General features: G+C 65.9%; 12 protein-coding genes and 1 pseudogene. 2 read left to right on the top strand and 11 right to left on the bottom strand.

Annotated elements, in window-relative coordinates; all coding sequences use genetic code 11:
• Window positions 1-320 precede the first annotated feature (320 nt).
• The 4 genes from AC0IWM_RS00805 to AC0IWM_RS00790 form a co-directional block, all read right to left on the bottom strand.
• On the bottom strand, window positions 321-1472 hold the full coding sequence (locus AC0IWM_RS00805) for a hypothetical protein (RefSeq protein ID WP_471752630.1): 1152 nt from the start codon (window positions 1470-1472) through the stop codon (window positions 321-323).
• A gap of 72 nt (window positions 1473-1544) precedes the next feature.
• Window positions 1545-3434 carry an HAD-IIIC family phosphatase gene (locus AC0IWM_RS00800; RefSeq protein ID WP_471752629.1) on the bottom strand — a complete coding sequence of 630 codons (1890 nt, stop codon included), beginning with the start codon at window positions 3432-3434 and terminating at the stop codon, window positions 1545-1547.
• Window positions 3431-3682 carry an acyl carrier protein gene (locus AC0IWM_RS00795; protein WP_471752628.1) on the bottom strand — a complete coding sequence of 84 codons (252 nt, stop codon included), beginning with the start codon at window positions 3680-3682 and terminating at the stop codon, window positions 3431-3433. The genes AC0IWM_RS00800 and AC0IWM_RS00795 overlap by 4 nt, the downstream gene beginning before the upstream one ends.
• A gap of 488 nt (window positions 3683-4170) precedes the next feature.
• Complete coding sequence (locus AC0IWM_RS00790) at window positions 4171-4788, bottom strand: hypothetical protein (RefSeq protein WP_471752627.1); 618 nt, start codon at window positions 4786-4788, stop codon at window positions 4171-4173.
• Window positions 4789-5053: 265 nt separating this feature from the next.
• On the opposite strand from AC0IWM_RS00790, the pseudogene AC0IWM_RS00785 reads away from it, so the two are divergent.
• A pseudogene (locus tag AC0IWM_RS00785) lies at window positions 5054-5335 on the top strand (transposase); the annotation flags it as partial.
• A 1018-nt stretch (window positions 5336-6353) separates the two neighbouring features.
• Window positions 6354-7565: a S1C family serine protease gene (locus AC0IWM_RS00780; RefSeq protein WP_471752626.1), complete on the top strand. Its 1212-nt coding sequence runs from the start codon at window positions 6354-6356 to the stop codon at window positions 7563-7565.
• 128 nt (window positions 7566-7693) lie between these two features.
• Here the strand turns inward: AC0IWM_RS00780 and AC0IWM_RS00775 are convergent, their stop codons facing one another.
• The 7 genes from AC0IWM_RS00775 to AC0IWM_RS00745 form a co-directional block, all read right to left on the bottom strand.
• Window positions 7694-8152, bottom strand: a complete 459-nt coding sequence (locus AC0IWM_RS00775; RefSeq protein WP_471752625.1) for a tetratricopeptide repeat protein — start codon at window positions 8150-8152, stop codon at window positions 7694-7696.
• A 227-nt stretch (window positions 8153-8379) separates the two neighbouring features.
• On the bottom strand, window positions 8380-10251 hold the full coding sequence (locus tag AC0IWM_RS00770) for an MAP7 domain-containing protein (protein ID WP_471752624.1): 1872 nt from the start codon (window positions 10249-10251) through the stop codon (window positions 8380-8382).
• 20 nt (window positions 10252-10271) lie between these two features.
• On the bottom strand, window positions 10272-11336 hold the full coding sequence (locus AC0IWM_RS00765; protein ID WP_471752623.1) for a hypothetical protein: 1065 nt from the start codon (window positions 11334-11336) through the stop codon (window positions 10272-10274).
• Between the two features lie 56 nt (window positions 11337-11392).
• Window positions 11393-14035, bottom strand: a complete 2643-nt coding sequence (locus AC0IWM_RS00760; RefSeq protein ID WP_471752622.1) for a virulence factor SrfC family protein — start codon at window positions 14033-14035, stop codon at window positions 11393-11395.
• A 48-nt stretch (window positions 14036-14083) separates the two neighbouring features.
• On the bottom strand, window positions 14084-17194 hold the full coding sequence (locus AC0IWM_RS00755; RefSeq protein WP_471752621.1) for a virulence factor SrfB: 3111 nt from the start codon (window positions 17192-17194) through the stop codon (window positions 14084-14086).
• Between the two features lie 81 nt (window positions 17195-17275).
• Entirely contained in the window at window positions 17276-18643 is a 1368-nt protein-coding gene (locus tag AC0IWM_RS00750) for a hypothetical protein (RefSeq protein ID WP_471752620.1), read from the bottom strand.
• 13 nt (window positions 18644-18656) lie between these two features.
• On the bottom strand, window positions 18657-20477 hold the full coding sequence (locus tag AC0IWM_RS00745) for a trypsin-like peptidase domain-containing protein (protein WP_471752619.1): 1821 nt from the start codon (window positions 20475-20477) through the stop codon (window positions 18657-18659).
• Between the last annotated feature and the right edge of the window lie 30 nt (window positions 20478-20507).

Here is a 20507-nt window from a genome sequence, read left to right as displayed (position 1 = left end):
GCGGCGTTCGCCAGCACCGGCTCTGGCCCCGCGCCACAATGTCGGCGATCTGTGCGGCGCTGTCGGGCGCCGTGAACAGGTTGGCGAGCACGTCCATGCGCTGCCCCAAGGCGACCCGGCGCGCGCCCTCGGTGGCATTCTGCACCAGGGACACGCCGGCCGTCCGGGCCGCGGCGACACCCTGGCCGAACAGTCCCGGGTCCGACAGGGCCTTCTGCGTCTCCCGGTCGGCGGCCGTGTTCGAGCTGGGCGGCTGGCGCTCGCCGGTGCCGCGCATGTGCGGCACTTTAGTAAACGCATTACCGATTTTGATCCCAGCCTCAATAATTAGCTGGCGCTATAGATATGGATGGCGTCGGAACCCTTTCAAAACGCCACTTTGCAGATCGAACGCCTCCCTCTCCTGCATCGACCACGACTAGGCCCACGAAAATTTTCACAAACTCTTTCGGAATGAGCGCCGAAACCCAAACGAATTGCCAGACATCTCGGATCGACAGGTCGGCGTACCGCCAGGACAGCCGGAGATGTCCGATAGCAGGCCGGATCTCGCTTCCTTTGAAACCGGTCGGGATCCATACCCACGCTGAAAGAACATAGACCTCCTCTCGATCGAAGGTGCCGACCGCGTGCTGGTAGCCGAAGACCTCGAGGCCATCCTGTGAATTCCCGGGCACCGAAGCACCGCTGCCGCCCCGGTGAACTTTCGCACGACGATGCCTCCAAGGCAGCAAGTTTGGCGGCTTCGGAAGTGCGCGCACCGGCTCCAGACCGCGGATGAGCCGATCGGCATTCGTGCAGATCAGCAGCCAGGATCGGAGATCCAAGTCCGCGGCTCGCTCATAGGGGGCAAAGCGCCGAACCACGCCATGCAGAAGCCCGTCACCTTCCCATTCCACGTGCCCGGGGGTGACCTCTGCTTCGGAGGCCGTCACGTGCAGGAGCGTGGTCCGGCCATGGCGGCGGAGCGCCCGGATGAGGCGTTCCCTAGTCTGGCCAGTGTTTTCTGGATCGCCTTTTCGCACGACGATCTTGTCGCCGCTGGCGAGATCCTCCAGCAAGCGTCTTTTAAGATAAGCTACCTTCTTGTATTCTCTCCGAATGATCTTATCCGGGCCTTCGTCCGAGCCCGTTCTGTGAACGATATAGGGAAAGCCGAAGTGGCGGCTTCGGCAATAGGTCACGTCGTCGGAGCCGGTATGGAGTTCGAGATCGCCACTCTGGCCGTAATCCTGGAAGTCCGTATCAAGCCCATGGATGAGCTTGTCCAAATCCGAAAAAACAAATCGCAGTAGGCCAAGGGGCTCCGCGCCGCAGTAGCGTTGAACAAGCCCGAATTCGCAGTTGTCGCCGAAGCTCTCAAATTGTTTGAGAAGATCCGAGGGGCGTGGATCGTGCCGCTGGTTGCCGAAGCGTAGAGCGTTCAGTCGATCCGAAGACATCGCTCTCAAGCGCCTGAGGTATTGCGACATTCACGTGGTCTCATACGGCACTAGCTTTGGGATTGGGATGCGTCGGACGGACGGTTTGGATAATTGGACTATCTATCCTCTGGCGATCTCAATCGGGCCACCCTCCGGGACATAGCTGTCTAGGTTGAGACAATACCGCGATCCGTCCGGGGCTTCGGCGATCTCCGTAAAGCCGAGATTCTCGTAATGCTTTGCAACGATGCCGTTCTTCGCGCTTGGGCGATAACAGCCGATCAGGTGTCGGATGCCCTGCTTGATCGCCACCTGCACCAGGACCTCGAGCATCGCCGCCTCGACCCGGCGTCCGAGCACTCGGCAGCTCATGAGCCAGTTCTCAATCGTAAGGGTGTCTGACCCACTCCGACGCGCCACGATGACCCCGATCATTCCATTGTCCCCGAAGCGGTCCACCAGACGAAACTGCAACCCCATGACTTCCGAGTCCTCCATCAGCATGCGGGCTTCGGCGTCTGTCGTACGCCGGGTCGTCAGATTGAACTGATTGGTCTTATTGATCAGCTGTACGATCCGGTTGAGCCCGACATCATCGAACGGTCGCCAGGACAATGTCATGGCGAGGCTGGCGAGATAGGCGGGTAGATCGGCCGCCTGCGCCACGTCGGCGCTCCGTTCGGCATTGCTCCTGTAGTAGGACGCCCTGGCGCGGTCTTCAGCCGTTACCGACAGGGCTTCGAAATATCCCGCCGATGCGATCAGTGGCGCGTAGAGGGCGGGGTCTTCCGGCAGTTCGGGGACGGCAACCATCGGCAATTCCGCACGGACCAGTTCGCGCTCGAAAGGATTGTCGTCGACGAAGACCAGCGCATCGAGACCGATACCGAGCGCTGAGGCGACGCGGCGGAGATTTTGGGCCTTGTCGTCCCAGTTGGCGAGAAACACCGCGATATCCTCCCGCCGGAGGACCATCTCGGGGTGATCCTGGAAGACCGCAAGGGCATTCGCCTCGTCGTTCTTCGACACGATGGCGAGTATGATCCCGCGCATGGATAGATCCCGCGCATAGGTCTGGACGCTCACATAGGCTTCGCCTTCGGCGCTTCCCTGTCCGAGGACGATCCCGCCCAGGCCGTCATCTCCAACAACCCCGCCCCACAAAGTGTTGTCCAGATCGAGCACAAGGCACTTTTTAGAAAGTCCCTGATCCGCGGCCATCAAGCGGGCGACGAGGTCGCCGTATAAGGGGGCTGCTTGAGGCGCGATTTCCTGCTTGGCACGCAACCACCAAACCGGATCGTACCAAGTGTAGAGCCCGTGTCGGACGACCTGATCGTCCACCGCAACGAGAGCGACGCGCGCGGCACGCGCCGTGTCGCGGAGCACAACGTTCAGTCGGGCGATCGCGTGGTGGGCTGACCCCGCGAGGTGATGCTCGTTACCGCCGACTAAGGGCAGAGCGACGGGCATGATGGTCTGCTGAAGGACGAGTCCTGAGAAACGATCCTGCACCAGTGCCCAGAGGGCACGCAGTCGTTCCAGCGTTTGCGCGTGCAAGGCGTCCGCGGTCTCCCAGGATGCGCTCACCGGAAGTGCGCCAACCAAGTGCTGGGCGTCGAAGCTGAAGAGCACGACGTCCGGGGCAAAAGCGTACAAGGCGGACGCCGGGTCGAGAAGCTCCTGATGGTAGGCGCCGAATGCGGCCTCGTAGGTTTCGACCCAGATCCCCCGGCGAAGGGCGCCTACGCAGATCGCCGGCAGGAGGTGGGATACCGTCGACGATGAGAGGACGGCGAGACGCAGCGGCCGCGTCGTGACAGAGGCGGCCCGAACGTGCGGAAAGACCTTGGCGCGGATCCGGTCGAGCTGGTTTGTCTGCGAAGCACTGAGTCGAGTGTTTGCGAGGGCAACGAGCCTGCTCCAGGGATCCGCATCGGACTCGATCCGAGCGACCGCCTCTTTCCAACCCTCGCAGGGCGGAAGCCAGTCGAGCGAACTGGACGTCACGGAGCGCTTCCGGTCTTATGTGCGATGAGCCTTACAAAATCGGCGACCCTTGCCATACCGTCGACGTCACGAGTGGTGAAGCGGATGCCGAACTCAGTCTCGGCCGCGACGATCAGTTCGATCATGCGCCCAGAGTCCCAACCACTGATGTCGCTAGATTTGGTGTCGGGCGTGATGACTAGGGAAGGGTCGGCGAATACCTCGCGGAAGATTTCGCCGAGCTGGGGATAGATCGCATCCGGTTGCATGTCATTCCACGAGGATCGATTGCATCTCTCGCTCTCATATCACCTTCTCTGGTAAAACCCAGCCACTGGCTGCCGATCCGTCACGTCGGATACGCCGGCAAAGATACCGCTTTAAAATTCCCTTGTATCGGATACGAAAATCCTGGACTATTCAGCGGGGATCCAAAACGAGAATGCCAAGCTTGCTGGTTTGAGACCAATTTTTTGAGCAGAGTGCTGTTGATTAAGCTAGAGAGGCGCGGTCGACTATTTCTGCTCCACCGAGCCACATTGCGGCGGCGTCTAGCGTGCCAAAGGTGTGATCAATCTTGCTGAATGGGTGTGGACGCCTCTCCTGCGGCGGATCATCAAGCAACTCGGCATGCCAGACAGGGAAGGCTCTGTCCGCAGGATCCTCACGCACCACACTGCCAACGATGACGTCATCAAGGACGAGATCGTAGCTTCCTGGAGCGAGGCGAAGGAGCCGGTAGGTCATCCTTAAGCCCTCAGGCCGTGGTCTTAACTGCACCCACCGTCGAGCCGAACAGGCCGGCGTTCGCCAGGGGCTTGCCCGACAGGAGGGACTGCGCTCGGTTATTCTGCGCGTTGACGGCAAAGCCGTTCAGGACGGCACCGAAGTCGTCGCCGATCGGGCTGTAGCCCTGCGGGGCCGACAGAGCGCCCGCCCGGGCCGCGGCCGACTGCGCCGCCTGCGTGGCGTCGCCCGTGGCGTTGAGCGTCGAGATCAGGTTGCCGCGGGCGTCCTCGACGCTGGAACGGGCCTGGTTGGCGAAGTTCTGGCCTTGGTCGGCGATGCCGAGGCGCTGCGTGTCGTAGGTCTTCTGCAACTCGGCGTTCTGGTAGGCCTGCACCGACGAGTTCAGGTTGCCGTCCCGCGCGAGGGCGTAGGTCAGGGTCTTCTGAGCCTTGCCGTACTGGTCGTCGAGCTGCGGCAGGGCGTAGCCGAGGTAGTTGTCCCGCTGCTTGGTGAAGTAGTCGTCGTTGAACTGGCTGAAGGTGTCGTTCACCTGCTGCGTGCCTGCGCGCACCGTCGCCTGGCGCGCCGCCTCGTCGGCCTTCGCTGCTGCCGCCGCCTTGCCGGCGCCGCCGTCCTTCTTGCTCATGTCCGTCGCCCCTCAGTTCAACAGGGTTGTGGCCGACCGCTGAGCCGCCAGGGGCACGGGCGGCCGTGTGGGGCTGCCGCGCATAAGCTCGATACTGGCGCCGGCGCTTTCGAGGTCGTTCGCCACAATGCGCACGCTCAGACGAGTGAGCTCGACTTCGGCACTCTCTCGCATGACCCCGCCAACGGGCTCAGCCCAAGTGGCCTGCCTCCTGAAAAGTGGTCCTCCCTGAGGTATGGCTTCGAGCCATGTGGAGGATGTTGTCATGGGACGGAAGAAGCATACGGCTGAAGAGATTGTCACCAAGCTGCGCCAAGTTGATGTTCTGGTTTCGCAAGGTCGCAAGGTTGCCGAAGCAATCCGCTCCATTGAGGTGACTGAGGTCACGTATTACCGCTGGCGCTCCGAATACGGCGGCCTGAAGGGCGATCAGGTGAAGCGGCTGAAGTCCCTGGAGACGGAGAACCAACGGCTTCGTCGGGCGATCTCGGATCTGACCTTGGAGAAGCTAATCCTCAAGGAGGCAGCCGCGGGAAACTTCTTCTCTATTCGGGGTTCATCGGTCAACTCCCTTTCGTGCGCATCCTGGTTCGGCGCGTGAACGGTCCTGTGGAGCTCTTTGCACTAACTTCGAACCTGGGCCGCCGAATGGGGGCAGGCCAATGGCGTGGGGTTCACGCAGAGGCGACGACCAAAATCACTGATCGTTCTGGGGGGAGTGAGAGAAGGGATGACCCGGCACCCGGAATCTGCATGAGCGGGTGGTGGCGCCCGTGGCAACGACCTGGCGCCGGCGGGCGTTCGCGCGGTTTGAGGTCAGTGTCGCCCTCTCGATCCACTGAATGGCCGCACGCACGACGACCGGGACGGTGACCTATCAGGCCGAGTTGCTTCTCTACCTCGCCGATTACGCGGACGAACTCGGTGTCGGTGACACGCACGCTCTCAGTCATGTATCTTGATGGCGGTTGAGGGTCAGGCTGAAGGATCTGACCGACGAACCAGTAAGGTTGTCACTCAAAAATATTGCGTGCCAACGATTCCGCGTCGCAAAGCGACTTCCCAAGCGTGGCCGTTCAGGTAGGTTGTGGCGGTAGCTCAGGGTTGTGGATGCGGAGATCCAGTAGCCGAATGCCTCTTGGCACTAGCGCAGTAGGCCGCTCGTTAGACTCTGAGCTTTCCTTCGATCGGGATGCTTTCGGTGAACGCTTCAAAATATGTTCTCAGCGCCGTCGCGGCGGCTCTCATCAGTTGCACCGCATCGGTGCCGCGCGCGTCGGCGGGCCCGTTGGACGGGCTCGCCGGCGGAGCCATCGGCTTTGCTCTGGGCGCCATGGCGGCTGCACCGCGACACGCATACCAAGCTCCGCGGACGCAACGCGTCATCGTCTATCGGAACCGTCCGTCCCGCCGGCACGTCGCTACCGCCCCGGTTCGTCGGAAAGCCGCGCCACTGCAAGGCGGCGCAGCCATCAGCACCGTGTCCGATCCGTTCGCAGGATCGAGCACCGCTCGACCGATTCCCGTCAGCGGTCGCTGAGACCACCGGGAAGGTTCCTACCGTCATGAGCCTCGTCTTGCGTCCGTTCCTGATCGGCGTGGTGGCCCTCGCGGCTGCGTTCCCTGCAACGCGCGCGGCCACCGCCGCTCCTGTCCTCAGCGTGGACAAGACGATTGGCAAGGTGTCGGGCTGGTCGATCGGGATAAGCCGATCGACCGACGGTTGCTTGGCCGCCGCGACCTACGAGGACCAGACGACGGTCTGGATGGGATTCAACGGAGAAAAGGACGAGGCATTCCTGGCCTTTACCAATCCCAAGTGGCGTTCAATCGAACCTGATCGCATCTATCAACTCATGATGCTTACCGGACGGGGACGCTGGAAGGGACAGTTCTCCGGTATCGAACGCAATGCGGATCGCGGACTCATGGCATCCGGGCTGAAGAAGAGCTTCGTGCTCGATATCGCCCGTGCCGGTGGGATCGAGGTGCTGTTCGAGCGTAAGTCGATCGCGCAACTCTCGCTGTCAGGTTCCTCGGATGCGATCAGCGCGATGATCGACTGCCAGAAAGCCATCGTCGAAGCGAAAGCGGAGACGGTGCCACCCAGGAACAAGGCAAACCCCGACGGGGGCGTGACGCCGAGGCGGGATAGCGGTTCTTCCGGCACCGGCTTCTTCGTGTCGGAGGCCGGACACGTGCTGACCAACAACCACGTCATCAGTGGCTGTACGGAGATCAACATTGCCAAGTTCGGTCTGCCGTCCCTGCGGGCTCGGCTCGTCGCCACCGACGTCCAGAACGATCTCGCTGTGCTGAGCACCGGCTTCGAGCATCCGATGGTTCCGGCCTTGTCGCTCAAACCGAGGGTGGGCGAGAGCGTCTATGCCTATGGCTTTCCGCTTCCCGACCTCCTGGCAGCCTCCGGCAATTTCACGGTCGGCAACATCACCGCCGCCGCGGGCCTCGGCGATGACACCCGCATGCTGCAGATCTCGACCCCTGTTCAGCCCGGCAACAGTGGCGGTCCACTCATCGATCAGTACGGCGCCGTGGTCGGCGTCATCGCCTCCAAGCTCAACGCGATGACGGTCGCGAAGGTCAACAACGACATTCCGCAAAACGTGAATTTCGCCATCAAGTCGACGATCGCGCTGAATTTCCTGGACTCGAACGGGATCGTCACAGGGAGCGGTACCAAGAATCCGACTCCGCTAGATCCGGCTACCGTCGCCGAGCAGGCCAAAGCCTATACCGTTCACGTGACCTGCCGATAAGCTGTGCCGTTCGCTAACCGGTCTCGGGATGCCCCCGGGTCGGACAGCGATGCGCCGTCGCGCGCGAACGCCCGATGTGCAGGTCCGCCACTCAGGCGATAGGCCGGCAAATCGACCGACACGGGCGTTCAGTTGCAGCCGACGCTCCCGCACAGGGTGTTGGCACCTGTCGGCGACGCCCCGGCGATGGCGGGCGCGAAGAGCGCCGCTTTTGCAAGCTTCGCCTCCTCATTGTCGGGCTTCAAGCGAAGGACTTCGTCGTAGTCTCGCGACGCGAGGGGGAGGTTACCGAGTTGCGTCTGCGACTTGGCACGGTTCAACAGCGGATAGATGAAGGTCGGACGCATGGTGTGGGCCTGCGTGAAGTCGACGATGGCTGCCGCATGGTTGTTCAGGCCAGCCTGCGCGATGCCACGGTTGGCGAAACTGTAAGGGTAATCGTCATCGGCCCGGATCGCGCTGGTGCAATCGGTGAGCGCCGCCGCGAAGGCGAGACGATCGTTGTGGGCTTTGCAGCGCCCATCGAGGGCGATTGCGCGCTGCCGAGGCGTGCGGGCTTCCGCCAGCAGGGCCGAACAGCCGGTCACCCGAGCTTCCGCCGCTCCGGCTCGGCAATCCTGCGCAGGATCGGCCCGAGCGCCTGATCCCGACACCAGGCATGCCGCCAGCAGGAGGAGCGCAGAGAGGTGATGAGCGGATCCGGGAAACAGGCTCCGCCGACACTGCCTTGCGTTCACGCAATTGCCTGAAACGGTCGGAGGGCGTGACATCGTTCGATTTCCCGGCATGATCAAATGTCCTCGACCCGTTGTATTCACCGGCACCGGTTCGTGAACATGTCACTGTTCGGCAATTGCATGGAGTTCATCATCTTCAGCACCTCGGCGCGATACGTCTCGCTGTGCTCGGAGGGAAAACGGCCACCGATATGGGTGATCGTGCTGCGGTCATCGCGACGGATCGAGACGAAGTCGAGATAGCTGCGATCGTCGAAAGCGCCTTGCCCACGCGCCGTGCCCCGCCCCTCGAGGATGTAACCAGACCGCCCAGGCGCCGTCGTGATCTCCTGCGAGCGAGAGACCTGCGTCCGGCGCGGAGCGATCTGTTCGCTCATGTACTGGCGCGCGTCGCCGCAGCGCTCGTTCGGGCTGACCTGCACATAGATGGCGACCTGCTCGCCATGCAGTCGGGATTGCCAGACCGTGCTGTACGACTGCTTCTGAGCGTCGAAATGATCATCGGCCAGCGCTTTGATCTCAAGCAGATTTGTCGCGTAGTTCAGCGTCCAGCCGGACGCGCTCCGGGCCGTCGACCGCTGCCGTTGCGCCTCCTCTCGCAGCCGCTGGGCTTCCGCCTCCCGCTGTCGCTGCGCCTCCGCCTCGCGCTGCCGGAGGGCTTCGCGCTCGCGCTGGCTCTCCTGTTCGAGGCGAAAGCGGTCCGCTCGTTCACGCTCCAGTCGCGCCTGCTCCTCCCAGCGCCGCCGCTCATCGGCCTCACGCTGGCGCTGAGCGTCGGCGTCCCGTTGGCGTTGGGCCTCGCTTAGCTGCCGGTCCCGCAGGCGGTCGCATTCCACGACATGGTTCTCGACGATGCCGCGGAAGCGTCCGGCCGGATAGGCGCTGCCGTAGCTCGACGCGCTGAGGCGGTCTTCGCAGGATGCCACAGCCTTCTGAAACGCGCGCTGCTCGCGGCCGGCCTGGAGCCTGTCGGCGAAAGCGCGCGCATAGGGATAGGCGGCGGTGACCGCCTCGCATTCGCGGATCAGCGGATCGAGGGCGATGGAGCGCAGCGCTGCGGGCTCGGCGTTCGGGTCGACCTTGTTGCAGGGTGTGGTCATGCCTGCGAAGAAGCCCTGGGGCAAGAAAGAGAAGGTGGTGGTGAGTGCGCCGCTCGCTCTCGGCTCGAGATCGCTGCCGCTGAGGCCGCGTTGCAGGAATTCGTAGGATTGCAGGAAGTTCTGTCCCTCCTGCGCCATCGCGCCAAGCAGAATGTCTCGCAGGGACGCGCGTCCCGCCAAGGGCACAGCGCCCGGCGCCCGGCGCCCGAGACGCTGACCGCCGATGACGCTGGCGCCCGAGGACCCTGCGGCAGCGTCGAAGTCGCAGCGGCCTCCCGCAACCGGCTGACACTCGTCGACGACGGCGACGAGGTCGCGCGGCTGACGGCGTGACAGGCGTCGGAGTAGATCGCCGAGGCGTACGCCCTCGCTCTCGATGAAGGCCGGTCGCTGCGTGAGGTCGCCTGCAGCCCCTTGTGGCATAAGGAACACGTCGTCTTCGCCACCGACACTCGGGCCGAGCGCGATCACCGCGACCTGGGCCCCCTCCGGGAGCCGCGCTGCGGCTTCGCGCAATCCGCGCTCGAGTTCCGGCCGGTCCGCGGGTCCGAAGGTCCAGACGTCGAACCCGATTTCGCGCAGACGCTTGCGATAGGCTTCCTCGTCGGCATGTGCCGTCGCCGCCCGACTCCTGGCATTCGTCGCCTGGGGCACGATCAGGAGCGCGATGCGCTGACCGGATAGAACGCTGCTCCTGCCCGTCGCCGCCTGAACGGCGAGCCCTGGCGCGGCCGCGTGAGCGGACGGGGTGTGCACGAAGGCATTCAGGGCGAGAGACAGGCCCGTGAGCAGCGCAGCCGCGCGCGCCGTGGCCTGGAGCCGGACCGATCGTGAAGCAGAGAGGGCCATGGGAAGACTCTTGGAAAGCGTCATGGACGGCAGATCGCGCGCAGTCGCTCGTCGCGGCCGACGAGATCCGTGTTGGCGTCGCACAGGCTTCGCAGCGCGTCGGTGTGCCGGGGCGAGCGGTTGCGCCAGAGCGCGTAGTAATAGGCGGCGCGGGAGACGTCGGGCTGAGCGGCGTCGCGATACGTGGTGTCGGTGGTCCGGGGATCGTAGAAGCGCGCCATCTGCCAGGCAGCATCCGCGCTGGCGGCGGGATCGGCCTCCTCGAAGGCCCTGAAGGCGGCCCCTCCCTGCTGAGCCTCGATCGCTGTGCCGCCGAGCGCCAGAAACGCGCTGCCTGTCGCGCGTTCATCCAGGAGGCGTCCGTGCCGTTGGCGCAGTTCGGCAGCACTCAGACGTGGCGCCTCCGGAGCGGGCGGCGTCCGTGCTTCAGGCTGAGCCGGTGTGTCCGCCGGCGCAGTTGGGTGGCCGGCCAGGACAGCCTTGAGCAGGTCCTGGTACAGGTACGCGCCGATCCCGACCCCGGCGAACAGAACCAGGAATACGAGCGCCGGCCAGAGCTGGCGCGGCGCCGCTCGAGGCACTTCGGGCAGGACGAGCCCATCGCGCACGCTGGCCCGGCGGGGCGGCTCAGGCTCGGCCGGGGACGTTTCCGAATCCTGGACCGGGGCGAGACCGTCACCGGGTTCACCGGCGAGCGTCTCCTGAGAGGGCGCGGTCTGGGTCAGGCTGGGGGCGGGGATCGGGGAAGCGGCGAGCATGCTGGAGCCGGCTGGTGCCGGCGTGATGAACGGCCAGGACACGACCCCGAACGAGGTGCCGTCCTGGCCCACGATCTCGATCGGAACGAGTTCCTCGATGCGATCGACCACCGAGGGGCCGAAGCGGGCTACGGTGCGGCCGTCATGCTCAGTCATGGAGAGCGGGGCGAGCCACGCGATTTCCGGCTGCCATCCCTCGGTGCCGAGATGCCTCGGCTCGGTGTCCTGGCGCCGGAACGACAGCAGCGGCGAAGAGGCGCGCTGCCCGAGATCGATGAGGGCGTGGCCGCCGATCTCGTCCTCGTCCTCTGTGATGCGAAGGGTCATGGATGTGTCCAGGCAAGTCGTCTGAGGCGTCTGTGAGCAGCGGGGCTGGGTCTGAGCTAGGCGGCCGAACGCGCTTGCAGGCCCGTCAGGATTGCGCCCAGCCTGCCGTTCTGCTCGAGGTCGATGGTGACCCCGGCCGCACTCTTCGCGTTGTCCTCCACGACCCGGTAGAAGCCGTGGAACCAGTCGGTTGCGTAGGTGTGGCCGAAGGCTGCCGGAGTGGGGCCGATCGACTTGGCATCGAAGGTGACCGGCCGAGCCTCGAAGGCGATGCGGTCGCCAGCCTCATCCTGGATCGAGGGCCGTTCGCCGGCCGGGGGGACCAGACCGAAGCCGAGATCGCCGCTCAACCGGTTCAGGCGCGTGGCCGCGATCAGTGCGAGCTTCGCCGTCGACTGCTCGGCTCGCTCCACGGTCGCGAGGGCCCGCAGATCGGCTGCGATGGCGGCCTCTACATCCGCACGGCGAGCCAGGGTGATCATCTCGCCGACGATGATCTCCATCACGTCGACCGGAACCTGGAAGCGGCGTGTGAACCCGTCGGCCTCGATCCGGCGGCGCATGGAGCCGATCCAAGCGGTAACCGCGGCCCGGGCCAGGCCACGCTCACGATCGGACGCGCCGGGTCCCACCGGTGATCGGGCGCCCCGGACTCCACCCCCAGGGCTCGGCGCACCGGGGCGGGCGATCGCACCGGGACGCGCGATGCGAGCAGGTGCCGCCGGCGAAGCGCTCTCGGCCGGTGCCCCGGATATCGACTGACTCGCCCCATGGAGGGCTTCGGTCAGGGTGCCCACATCGATCAGGAGTTCGCGCAGCAGCGAACCGAAACCGCCGGCCGCTACGGTCGCGTCGAGGGCGTCGAAGACATGGCCGGCAGCCTCGCGGCGCTCGGCCAGGCGGGTCTCGATGTCGAGGGCCACGTGGAAACGCCCGAGCCGCTCCCGCAGTTCGGCCCGCAGTCCATCGAGCCGCGAGGCAATCTGGGCGGCCTTCAGCTCCGGCCGGCAGACGCGAGCCAGATTCTCGACGAGGTAGCTGACGCCTCCGTCGTTGAGGCGCAACGCCTCGTCGAAGGCGCGAGCAGGATCCTGAAAATGCGCGGCGGCCTCGGGCAGGGCCACGAAGCCGCGGCGCAATTCGGCGATCCGCTCCTGCTTCTCCGGCAGGAACCCGATCTCGCGCCGCCCCTCGTATCGGATCACGGATTCGGCGGGGTAATTCGGGTTCCGGAACCAGAACGCGTTGCGGAAAGGCGCCCCCGGCGTCCACTGCCGGGGCCAGGTATGGGCCTTGCCGAAGAACCCCAGAAGCGATGCCTCGATCCGGTTGCGGAACCGCAATCCGGCATCCTGTCCGGCATCCCCCGCCTTGTCGACGAAGTGACTGTCGAACCAGGTCATCACCAGGAAGAGCAGGTTCGGCAGGGCGACCCGCGCCTCGGGGCTGGAGCCGTGAGTCTGGGTGATCCAGCGCTCCACCAGATCCGGCAGCGTCACGACCTCCTGGTTCGACGGCCTGATGCAGAGCAACATCGTCGTCAGTTCCTGCTCGGCCACGTAGCGATCGAACAGGTAGGCGACCTTGCCGCGCAGGAAGGTCTCCTTGAGGGAGTCGGGGTGCTCCGCCAGGAAATGGGCCAGATCGACCTTCTGACGGCTGCGCGCGCCGGGGAAGTCGAGGAGGTCCGCCTCACGAAGGAAGGATCGCGGTGCATCCGCGATGTCGATCCGCAACTCCGCCGTGATGGCCGCTACGGTGGCGCGCGGCAGGGAGACCGGCGTTCCGGAAGCGCCGTAGACGAGCAGCGTGTCGGCGCCCCCGGAGGCCCCGAGGCCCGCCAGCGTGGCGACATCGAGGATACTGCCTTCCCGCGGCACCAGGGAGCCGATCGGCGCAAAGATCTCGTCGGGATGCCCGAGGCGTTCGAGGGCCTCCGTGAAGTTCCGGTAGAGCCGGGTGAACGCCGCATGGCCGCCCCAGAGCGGCGCGAACAGGCGCGCGCGTCCCTCCAGGTCGAGCCCCGGGGCGAGTGTGCGTGCCTCGTCCCAGTAGCGTGCCAACGCCTCCAGGGCGCGGCTGCCGCGAGCTTGGTCGAGAAGATAGTCCCTCAGGTCGTCGACTTCGGCGCCGGTGAAGCGCGCGCCGCCGGTGCGGGTCCGGGTCCGCAACTCGGCAAGGAGCGCATCGATCTCCTCGGCCTGCGGCGGATGTTCCTTCGTGGCATCGCCGTCGTGCAGGAAGCTGTTGCAGAGGACCTTGATCAGATCGCTCTCCGTCAGCACCCGAAGGCGTACCGGAGCGCCGGGCGGAGTCGGTGTCCCGCCCTCCTGGGCGCTGAAGCGCGTGACGAGCCCGGTCGCTTCCTTCTCGCCGATCGGATTGATCTCGGCGAGGAAGTCGACCGGCGCGATTCCGTCGAAACGGGCCCGCAGAGAACCGTTTTCGGGGCGGGCCAGAACCTCCACGAGATAGGATTTCCCAGCCTGGCTCGGGCCGAACACGCCGACGCACATCGGTCGCTGCGCTGCCCGGCCGAGGCGTTCGGCCCGATGGGCGATCTTGCGCGTAGAGCGGACGAGGTCGTCCCGCTCACGGCCGACTGTGGCTGCGTTGGCGGCGTCGCCGAGCCAGCGCTCGGCATCCTGCGCGAGACGGTTGGTGTCGTGGCAGGCCTTGGCAAGGAGGTCAGTCGACATGGCGGAGATTGTGGTTAATCCTGGAGGAGTTCGGGGTAGACAATGCCTTCAATCGACGGAGAGAACTCCAGTATCGAGCCAGTAGCCTTGCTCAGAAACCAGAGTGTCGAGCACAAGCTCGATCTTTCTTTTGACGTCGAGGCCGTCCGCATCGTAGGCATCGGTGATTTGGAATTCTTCCTTCATAGATTCCGAACGGATCAGTGCATCCGGGCTGTCATCGTCAGCACGCCCATCGCCGATGCGTTCGAGCATGATGTCGAGGGGAAGGCGCAACGGCGTCGCCTCCTGTCCGGTTCGGAGACGCAGGCGATACAGGGGCGTTGCGATCCAGCGCTCAACCGGCAATTGCCGGTAGCCGAGGCGCATCGGCGCATAGTAGCGGAGCTTCGCAGTCATCGCGGGTCCGCTCGCCCGCGCTGCTGCGGGCGCGTCGAGGTCCACGTCGCGGAAGCAAAGACCGGCATCCCGTAACTGCCCACTCAATTCCATCTCGCCGATGTACCGGGCGGTCGAGTGCAGGCCCAAGCGGTGGGTGAACAGGGTGAAGTTCGTCAGCTGGCTCTCGGCCAGCGCGCAGAGCATTCCACCCACCGCCGTCGTCGTCTTCGGATCTCCGATGCGGCGGTTGTCGCGATCCCGGAACGGATACCAGTTGCCGGCCTGGTACTGGTGCAGCGGCACGATCCGATCGGGAGAGACCGCCAGCTTGTTCACGAGCAGGTCGACAAAGGCCGAGAGACGCGAGGGCCGTCCCGACAGCAGCACCACGTCCACATCGAGGGCATGGATCGCCTCGCAGAGGTTGTCGAGCACGAGGTCGAGAACCGACACCACGCAGGCGCCGACAACCTCGGCGCGCGCCTCGAACACGCAATCCACCAGGGCGAAGCCGGTGGCGCCGTCGCGCCGCGCCGGACCTTCGAGGAAATCGAGCAGGCGTGGCTGCGGCAGGGCACGGCGCACCACGCGGCCGCCGCGCTCAGGGAAGAATTCCGAGAACGGACGGGTGGTCAACTCGCCCTCGGCCTCGACATCGGCCAGAAGACGCAATCCGATCGGTTCCAACACGCGGGATACAAATTGCCGGCGCAGGTGCTTTTCCTGCTCGGCCATGTTGGCGCGGTCGCCACCGAAGCGCTCGAGTAGGAGCGCGTGCGGGTCAGGATGCCCCGCATGGCGCAGGACCTCCTCAATGGTCGGCAGGACGAGCCTCTCGATGACGCTCTTGAGGATGTCGTCGCCCGCGATCCTGAATCCCTCTCGGAAATTCTGCACCGGTTTGATCGCCCGGTTCCCCTCCGCGTAGTAGGTCGTCACCATCAGGTCGGTGGTGCCGCCGCCGACGTCGATGCTGGCGATACGCACCGAGGGTTCGGCGGGCGTGCCGGGAGCGGGTCTCGTGTCCGGTTCGGCGAAGGGTCGCGGGCGGCCGATGAGTTTGAGGAAGCCGTCGACGGCCCCGCCCAGTTTCTGCGTGATCTCTCCGTAGAGATAGACGAACTGGACGCAGCTCGCCTCATCCCAGGACACGTGGACCTCCGGCTGCGTGACGCCCGGGGGTGAGGTGTCGGCCCATCCCATCAATTGCCAGATCAGCTTGACGGCGCCTTCCGCCCGGGAGCGCAGCAGACGCTGTTCCTGCACAGGCATCGCCGGTGGCAGGGTGAGGATGATCCGTCGCAGCTTGCGGGGCGCGTCCTTCGTCCGTCGACGCTCACGCACGCCGGCGTTGTTGATCATCGACAGCGCGTGGCAGACGACCTCGGCGACCATGAACGTGAAGAAGGACGACCGCGAGAACGTCAGCCGCGATGCACCGATCCGATCGTCGGCCTGAACCCGGATGCCGTAGCGCTTCCTGTCGGCGTCGAGCTGGGAGATCACGTCGCCGCGGCTGTTGACGAACTGGCGGATCGTCCGGTCGATGAGCGGGCTCGTTCCATCGGCGCCGTAGTCGCGATCCGGAAAGCGCCATTCCTGGTTCACCGGTCTCACGTCGCAGAGATAGCGCTTCGGGCTCGACAGACCGCCGACCGCCTCGGTGCCCTGCGCCAGCTCTCGGAAACGGCTCGCCTCCGGCCCGACCCGAACAGGGCTCGGCCAGAAGAACGCGCGCGGCCGTGCCGAGAGCCGCGAGAGATGATCGCGTCCGAAGCGGGCGTGGGATAGCTCGACGTGGCTCTCGAACGGCTCGACATAGGCCTGTTCTGGCTCGGACAGGTCGCGAAGCTGCAGCACGAAGGAATTGTTGAGGTCGACGCGATCCTCGTTGGGGTGCGACTCGATCAGGATTCCGCAGGTGCGGCTGTTTCCGATGTCCAGGATCAGGTCGACGGTCACCGGCTTGATGGCCGGGAGGGCCGAGACCGTATCGGTAAGACGCATGACGCGGGGCTGGATCGCCCGCTGCAGATATTCGAGCAGCACGAGATAGCGGGCATAGTGCTCGAGGGTGTTCGGGAAATCGCTGTCCCGCAGAGGCCGGTCGGGCCGCTGGGCCGCCTTGAACTCGCGGAATTGCTCGGAGAGCCAGGACGGCACCCATTCCTGAAAGCCGGCGCGCTGGCGCGCCTCCTCGCTGTCGGAGGCCGCGCCGAGAAACCAGCCGATGTCGCGGAAGCGGAAGGCGAACCGGAACTCGTGCTCGTTGGCGGCATCGTCGAGGCTCGGCGCCGTGTACGGCCGGTTCGGGCGCCGCTCCAGAAGTTCCGTGTCGAAGGCGAAGATCACCCGATGGCTGATCGGACTATCTGGGGCGCGGTCGGAGACCTCTGCGACCCGCACCCGCGCCCAGTTGGTCGGGCCCACGTCGAGTTCATCGCCTCCCTCGATTCCCGCCTTCACCCGCAGCATCGGGATCGGCGTCCACTTCTCCAGGAAGATTTCGAGCGCGCCCCGCTCGCTGATGGCGTATTCGCGATCAGCACCGCGGGTGGTCTCGATTTCCTCTCCACCCGGGTCGGTCTCGTCCCAGGTCGGGAGCAGCCGATAGGTCTGCCGACCCGCCGGCTGGGACACGCCTTCGACCTCGCGCTCGATGAAGCGGCGCGACAGGCGACCGACGGCATCGATGTTGAACGCGTACTCGACGAACTGCACGCCGCTATGGGGCACGAGTCGGATCGTGGGACCGAAGGTGACGGGATCGACGAACATCGGGACGGATACAATCCTGATACGAGACGGCCTTGCCGGGATTCAGGGGACGCGTGGAGGGGGCATACTCACGGCTGAAATTCACGGCATGGCAGGGGCTCCGGAAGCGGGGACGATCGGAACCGGGAAGGTGAAGACGCTCTGCGACACACGTGGAGCCGAGACCCGCCCTTCCTCCTCCCGCATCACCCGACCGTTCTGGGATAGGACGATGCGGAACGGGATGCTCGGGCGCGCGTCGCCGTGCCGGTCGTAAAGGGCGACGGCGATGCCGAAGACCCCGGCCGGCGTCGGCGCCTCGTCCCAGATGATGTGCTCGACCGGGCGGCTGGCGCTGGTCCCTCCGCCTTCGTTCTGGTCGGCCACGAGGCGGCCGCCGCAGGCGTTGCGGTTGTTGAAGCTGATCCGGGCCTGATCGGGGCAAGCGACCTGCAGATCGAGATCGGCAGCCCCGTCCCAGGCGAGGGTCAGCTCCAGGTATCGCCCGCGCTCGATCCGCTCCAAACGCCGTTCAACATCGGCGGCGATGGCGCGCGGCGGAGTGACCGGCGTGGACGGAACCGGGATCGCGGCACGCGATGGAAGGGGACAGCTCGAATCGCAGGACAGGGCACGGCGCGTCAGCGCAAGCTCGGCAGCGCGCACCTCGCCCTCGATGGCTTGGATCGCTGCGCGCTGTGACAGGTCGGCCGGGTCGATGCCGAGGGAAGCCGCGGGACAGTGATTGGGCAGGACGCCCTTCAGCCAGTCTGGCCAATTGGCGCTGCCGATCGCACAGGCCTGCAGCAGGCGGTCGCCGAGGGCCAGCGAGAGAAGGGCGAACACCAGCCACAGCACGGGCACGAGAGCCGATCTCGCCCGCACCACGCCGACATCGTTCACCGCTTCAGGCCGCGGAGACGGCGGCGCACTCGAATGCGGGGCGGTTTGCGATGTCCGCGGTGTGACCATCGCGGCTGCGGCGCTGCCGGTGATCGCACCGTTCCGCTCGGCAACGACGCCCATCCCCTGAGCGTGACGATAGCCCCATGCCACCAGGACCGGTTGGCCGCCGAGAGACCAGAGATGGTCGTCGTCAGGGGTGACGAGCGCATCGCGGATGAGGCGAGCAAGGTCACGCGAAGCTTCGCCTTCGCTCTCGAGTGTGTCGGCGAAGGCAGCCACCTCGGATCTCAGGCGCCGCGCCAGACGGCGGAGGGCCTGAGCCTCGCCGGCTTCGAGCCCCACGACGGACGCGGCCTCGCCGTCTCCGTCGGCAAACCAGGCGAGACCCGGGAGGCCTGTCCTCGCCATGGTGATCGGCACCGGCTCGGCGAAAAGCTTCGCGTGAGCGCGACCGACCCGCTGGGCCACTAGGTCAACGAACTGATCGTACTGCTGATTCAGCTTCGGATTGACCGCGTCCAAACCCTGGCGCGGCGTCTCGGTCAGCTTGACGGTGCTCGACATCTGGCGGCCGATCTCAACGCGCTTGCGGCCCGCCCTCACGCCCCGGACGGGGGCGCGACGGGACGGGAGCGGTGGGGCGGGGCGGTGGGGCGATGGCACCGTCTCCCGGCGCTGGCCTCGGTGCTGCGTTCAGCGCGGGCTCCGCGGCGGGCGCAGCTCCCGTCCCGGATTCCCGCGGGGCGGCGGACGCAGGCTCCACGGGCGGGGTTTCCCGCGCCGTCGCCTGCAGGTCGCACGGCTCGGCATCGAGCGGTGCCGCGACCCCACTGGCTTCCAGGAATGCCGAGAGACCATCCGTCCCCAAAGCGTAGCGGGCAGTGACGGGCATGCGCCCGTCACTGCGGCCGAAGCTGTTCACGCCGACGACGCGCGCGCAGTAATCCACCAGCGGTCCGCCGCTGTTGCCGGGAGCGATCTCGGCGCTGTGAAGAACCAGCGTCACGGCCGCGTCGTCGTAGCGCTGAAGGTGGTTGACGACGCCGGTCTGTAGGACCGGTTCCAGGTCGCGGCTCGCGGAAGCGTCCCCCTCGCCGAGCCTTGCGAACGTCGGGTCGGTGCCGAGGTGAAGGCCGGGGAAACCGGCAGCGACGACAGGTGTCAGTGGTCGTCCGGGTACAGCCAGAGCGAGGGGTCGCACGTCGGCCTGACGCGGAACCCGCAACAGGGCGAAATCCGTGAGATGGCCATCGCCTCCGGTTCGGACGAGCGTGGCCGGAATGATCCCGACGTGGCGGCCCGCGATCCTCAGGGTCTCGGCGTTCTCGACCACGTGGCGGTTGGTGACCACGAACTCATCGCTGACGAAGAAGCCGGAGCCAGTGGAACTGCCCGCCAGGACCAGGACGCTGCCCCGCTCCAGTCGGGCAACGAGACTGGCCGGGTCAGGCGCGGCCGGTCCTTGGATCGCGGGCCCGATCGCGGCCCGGGCCTGAGGACGCGACGTGGCATCGGGTGGCAGGCGAACTCCGGCTGGGCTCTGGGGAACCAGGGACGGCAGTTCGGCTCGCAGGCGCGGACAGGCGAATGCGGCGGCGGACGCCAGGGCTTCGCGGCGTCGCTGCAGGTTGTCGAGCCATGCGGCCTGCAGCGCCTTCGCCTCCGCCGACACCGTCCGCGGAGCGGTGGGAAACGTCAGCGCGCCCGGTAGAAAGGACAGTCCGAGAAGAACGGCTGCGCAGGCGACTGCGACAGGTGCCGGGCTCGACCAAGCCGGCAGGGGACGGGCCCTTGGCGGACGTAAGGCTGCCCTCGCTGTCGGTGCAGTCTCGGAGGATGGCGCTTCGTCGGATTGGAAGCGGGACGACCACTCTGCGCGTCCGACCGGCGGCATCGGCACGCCCGGGGGCAGGAGGCCCCCGAGGGCCATTGCGTGATGGCGCAGCCGGCTCGCCTCGTCCGCAACCAGTCCGGCCGGGAGGAGGCCCCAATCGATCAGGACCGGCTGATCGCCGATGGCCAGGACGGCGCGCGGCCCGGCGAGATTCAGACAGGCCCCCAGGAACGGACCCTCGACGGGGTCGCGCAGGAGGGGCGTCAGGTCGGAGAGGACCGCGCGGAAACGGTCGCGCAGCTCCGAGGCCTCGCCGGGGTCGAGGTCCGCGAGACTGCGAACAGGTCCGTCGAGGGACGTGTACCAGTCAACACGCGCCGCAGCGGATCCGTTGCTGTGCGACAAGACCGGCTCGGCGAAGAGCCGGGCCGCAGCCGCACCACCGCGCTGTCGCAGCAGACGGACCAGACGTTCGTAACCTTCGATGACGAGCCCGTCATCGATCCGAACGAGGTCGAGGTCGGCCAGCGTGCGACTGCCGACGAAACGCGACCCCTCCGTCACGGCCGTTCTCCGCAGCACTGGCCCAGGCAG

The organism is Methylobacterium sp. AC433, assembly GCF_979253015.1.
The sequence above is the reverse complement of the archived record's forward strand: the minus strand, read 5'-3'. Positions and strand labels throughout refer to the sequence as shown.

Excerpts from the sequence above, each read along its gene's own strand:
- AC0IWM_RS00760 (WP_471752622.1), bottom strand. The coding sequence starts at position 14,035 with ATGTCGACTGACCTCCTTGCCAAGGCCTGCCACGACACCAACCGTCTC.
- AC0IWM_RS00750 (WP_471752620.1), bottom strand. The coding sequence starts at position 18,643 with ATGTCGAGCACCGTCAAGCTGACCGAGACGCCGCGCCAGGGTTTGGAC.
- AC0IWM_RS00805 (WP_471752630.1), bottom strand. The coding sequence starts at position 1,472 with ATGTCGCAATACCTCAGGCGCTTGAGAGCGATGTCTTCGGATCGACTG.
- AC0IWM_RS00765 (WP_471752623.1), bottom strand. The coding sequence starts at position 11,336 with ATGACCCTTCGCATCACAGAGGACGAGGACGAGATCGGCGGCCACGCC.
- AC0IWM_RS00795 (WP_471752628.1), bottom strand. The coding sequence starts at position 3,682 with ATGCAACCGGATGCGATCTATCCCCAGCTCGGCGAAATCTTCCGCGAG.
- AC0IWM_RS00780 (WP_471752626.1), top strand. The coding sequence starts at position 6,354 with ATGAGCCTCGTCTTGCGTCCGTTCCTGATCGGCGTGGTGGCCCTCGCG.
- AC0IWM_RS00755 (WP_471752621.1), bottom strand. The coding sequence starts at position 17,194 with ATGTTCGTCGATCCCGTCACCTTCGGTCCCACGATCCGACTCGTGCCC.
- AC0IWM_RS00790 (WP_471752627.1), bottom strand. The coding sequence starts at position 4,788 with ATGAGCAAGAAGGACGGCGGCGCCGGCAAGGCGGCGGCAGCAGCGAAG.
- AC0IWM_RS00770 (WP_471752624.1), bottom strand. The coding sequence starts at position 10,251 with ATGGCCCTCTCTGCTTCACGATCGGTCCGGCTCCAGGCCACGGCGCGC.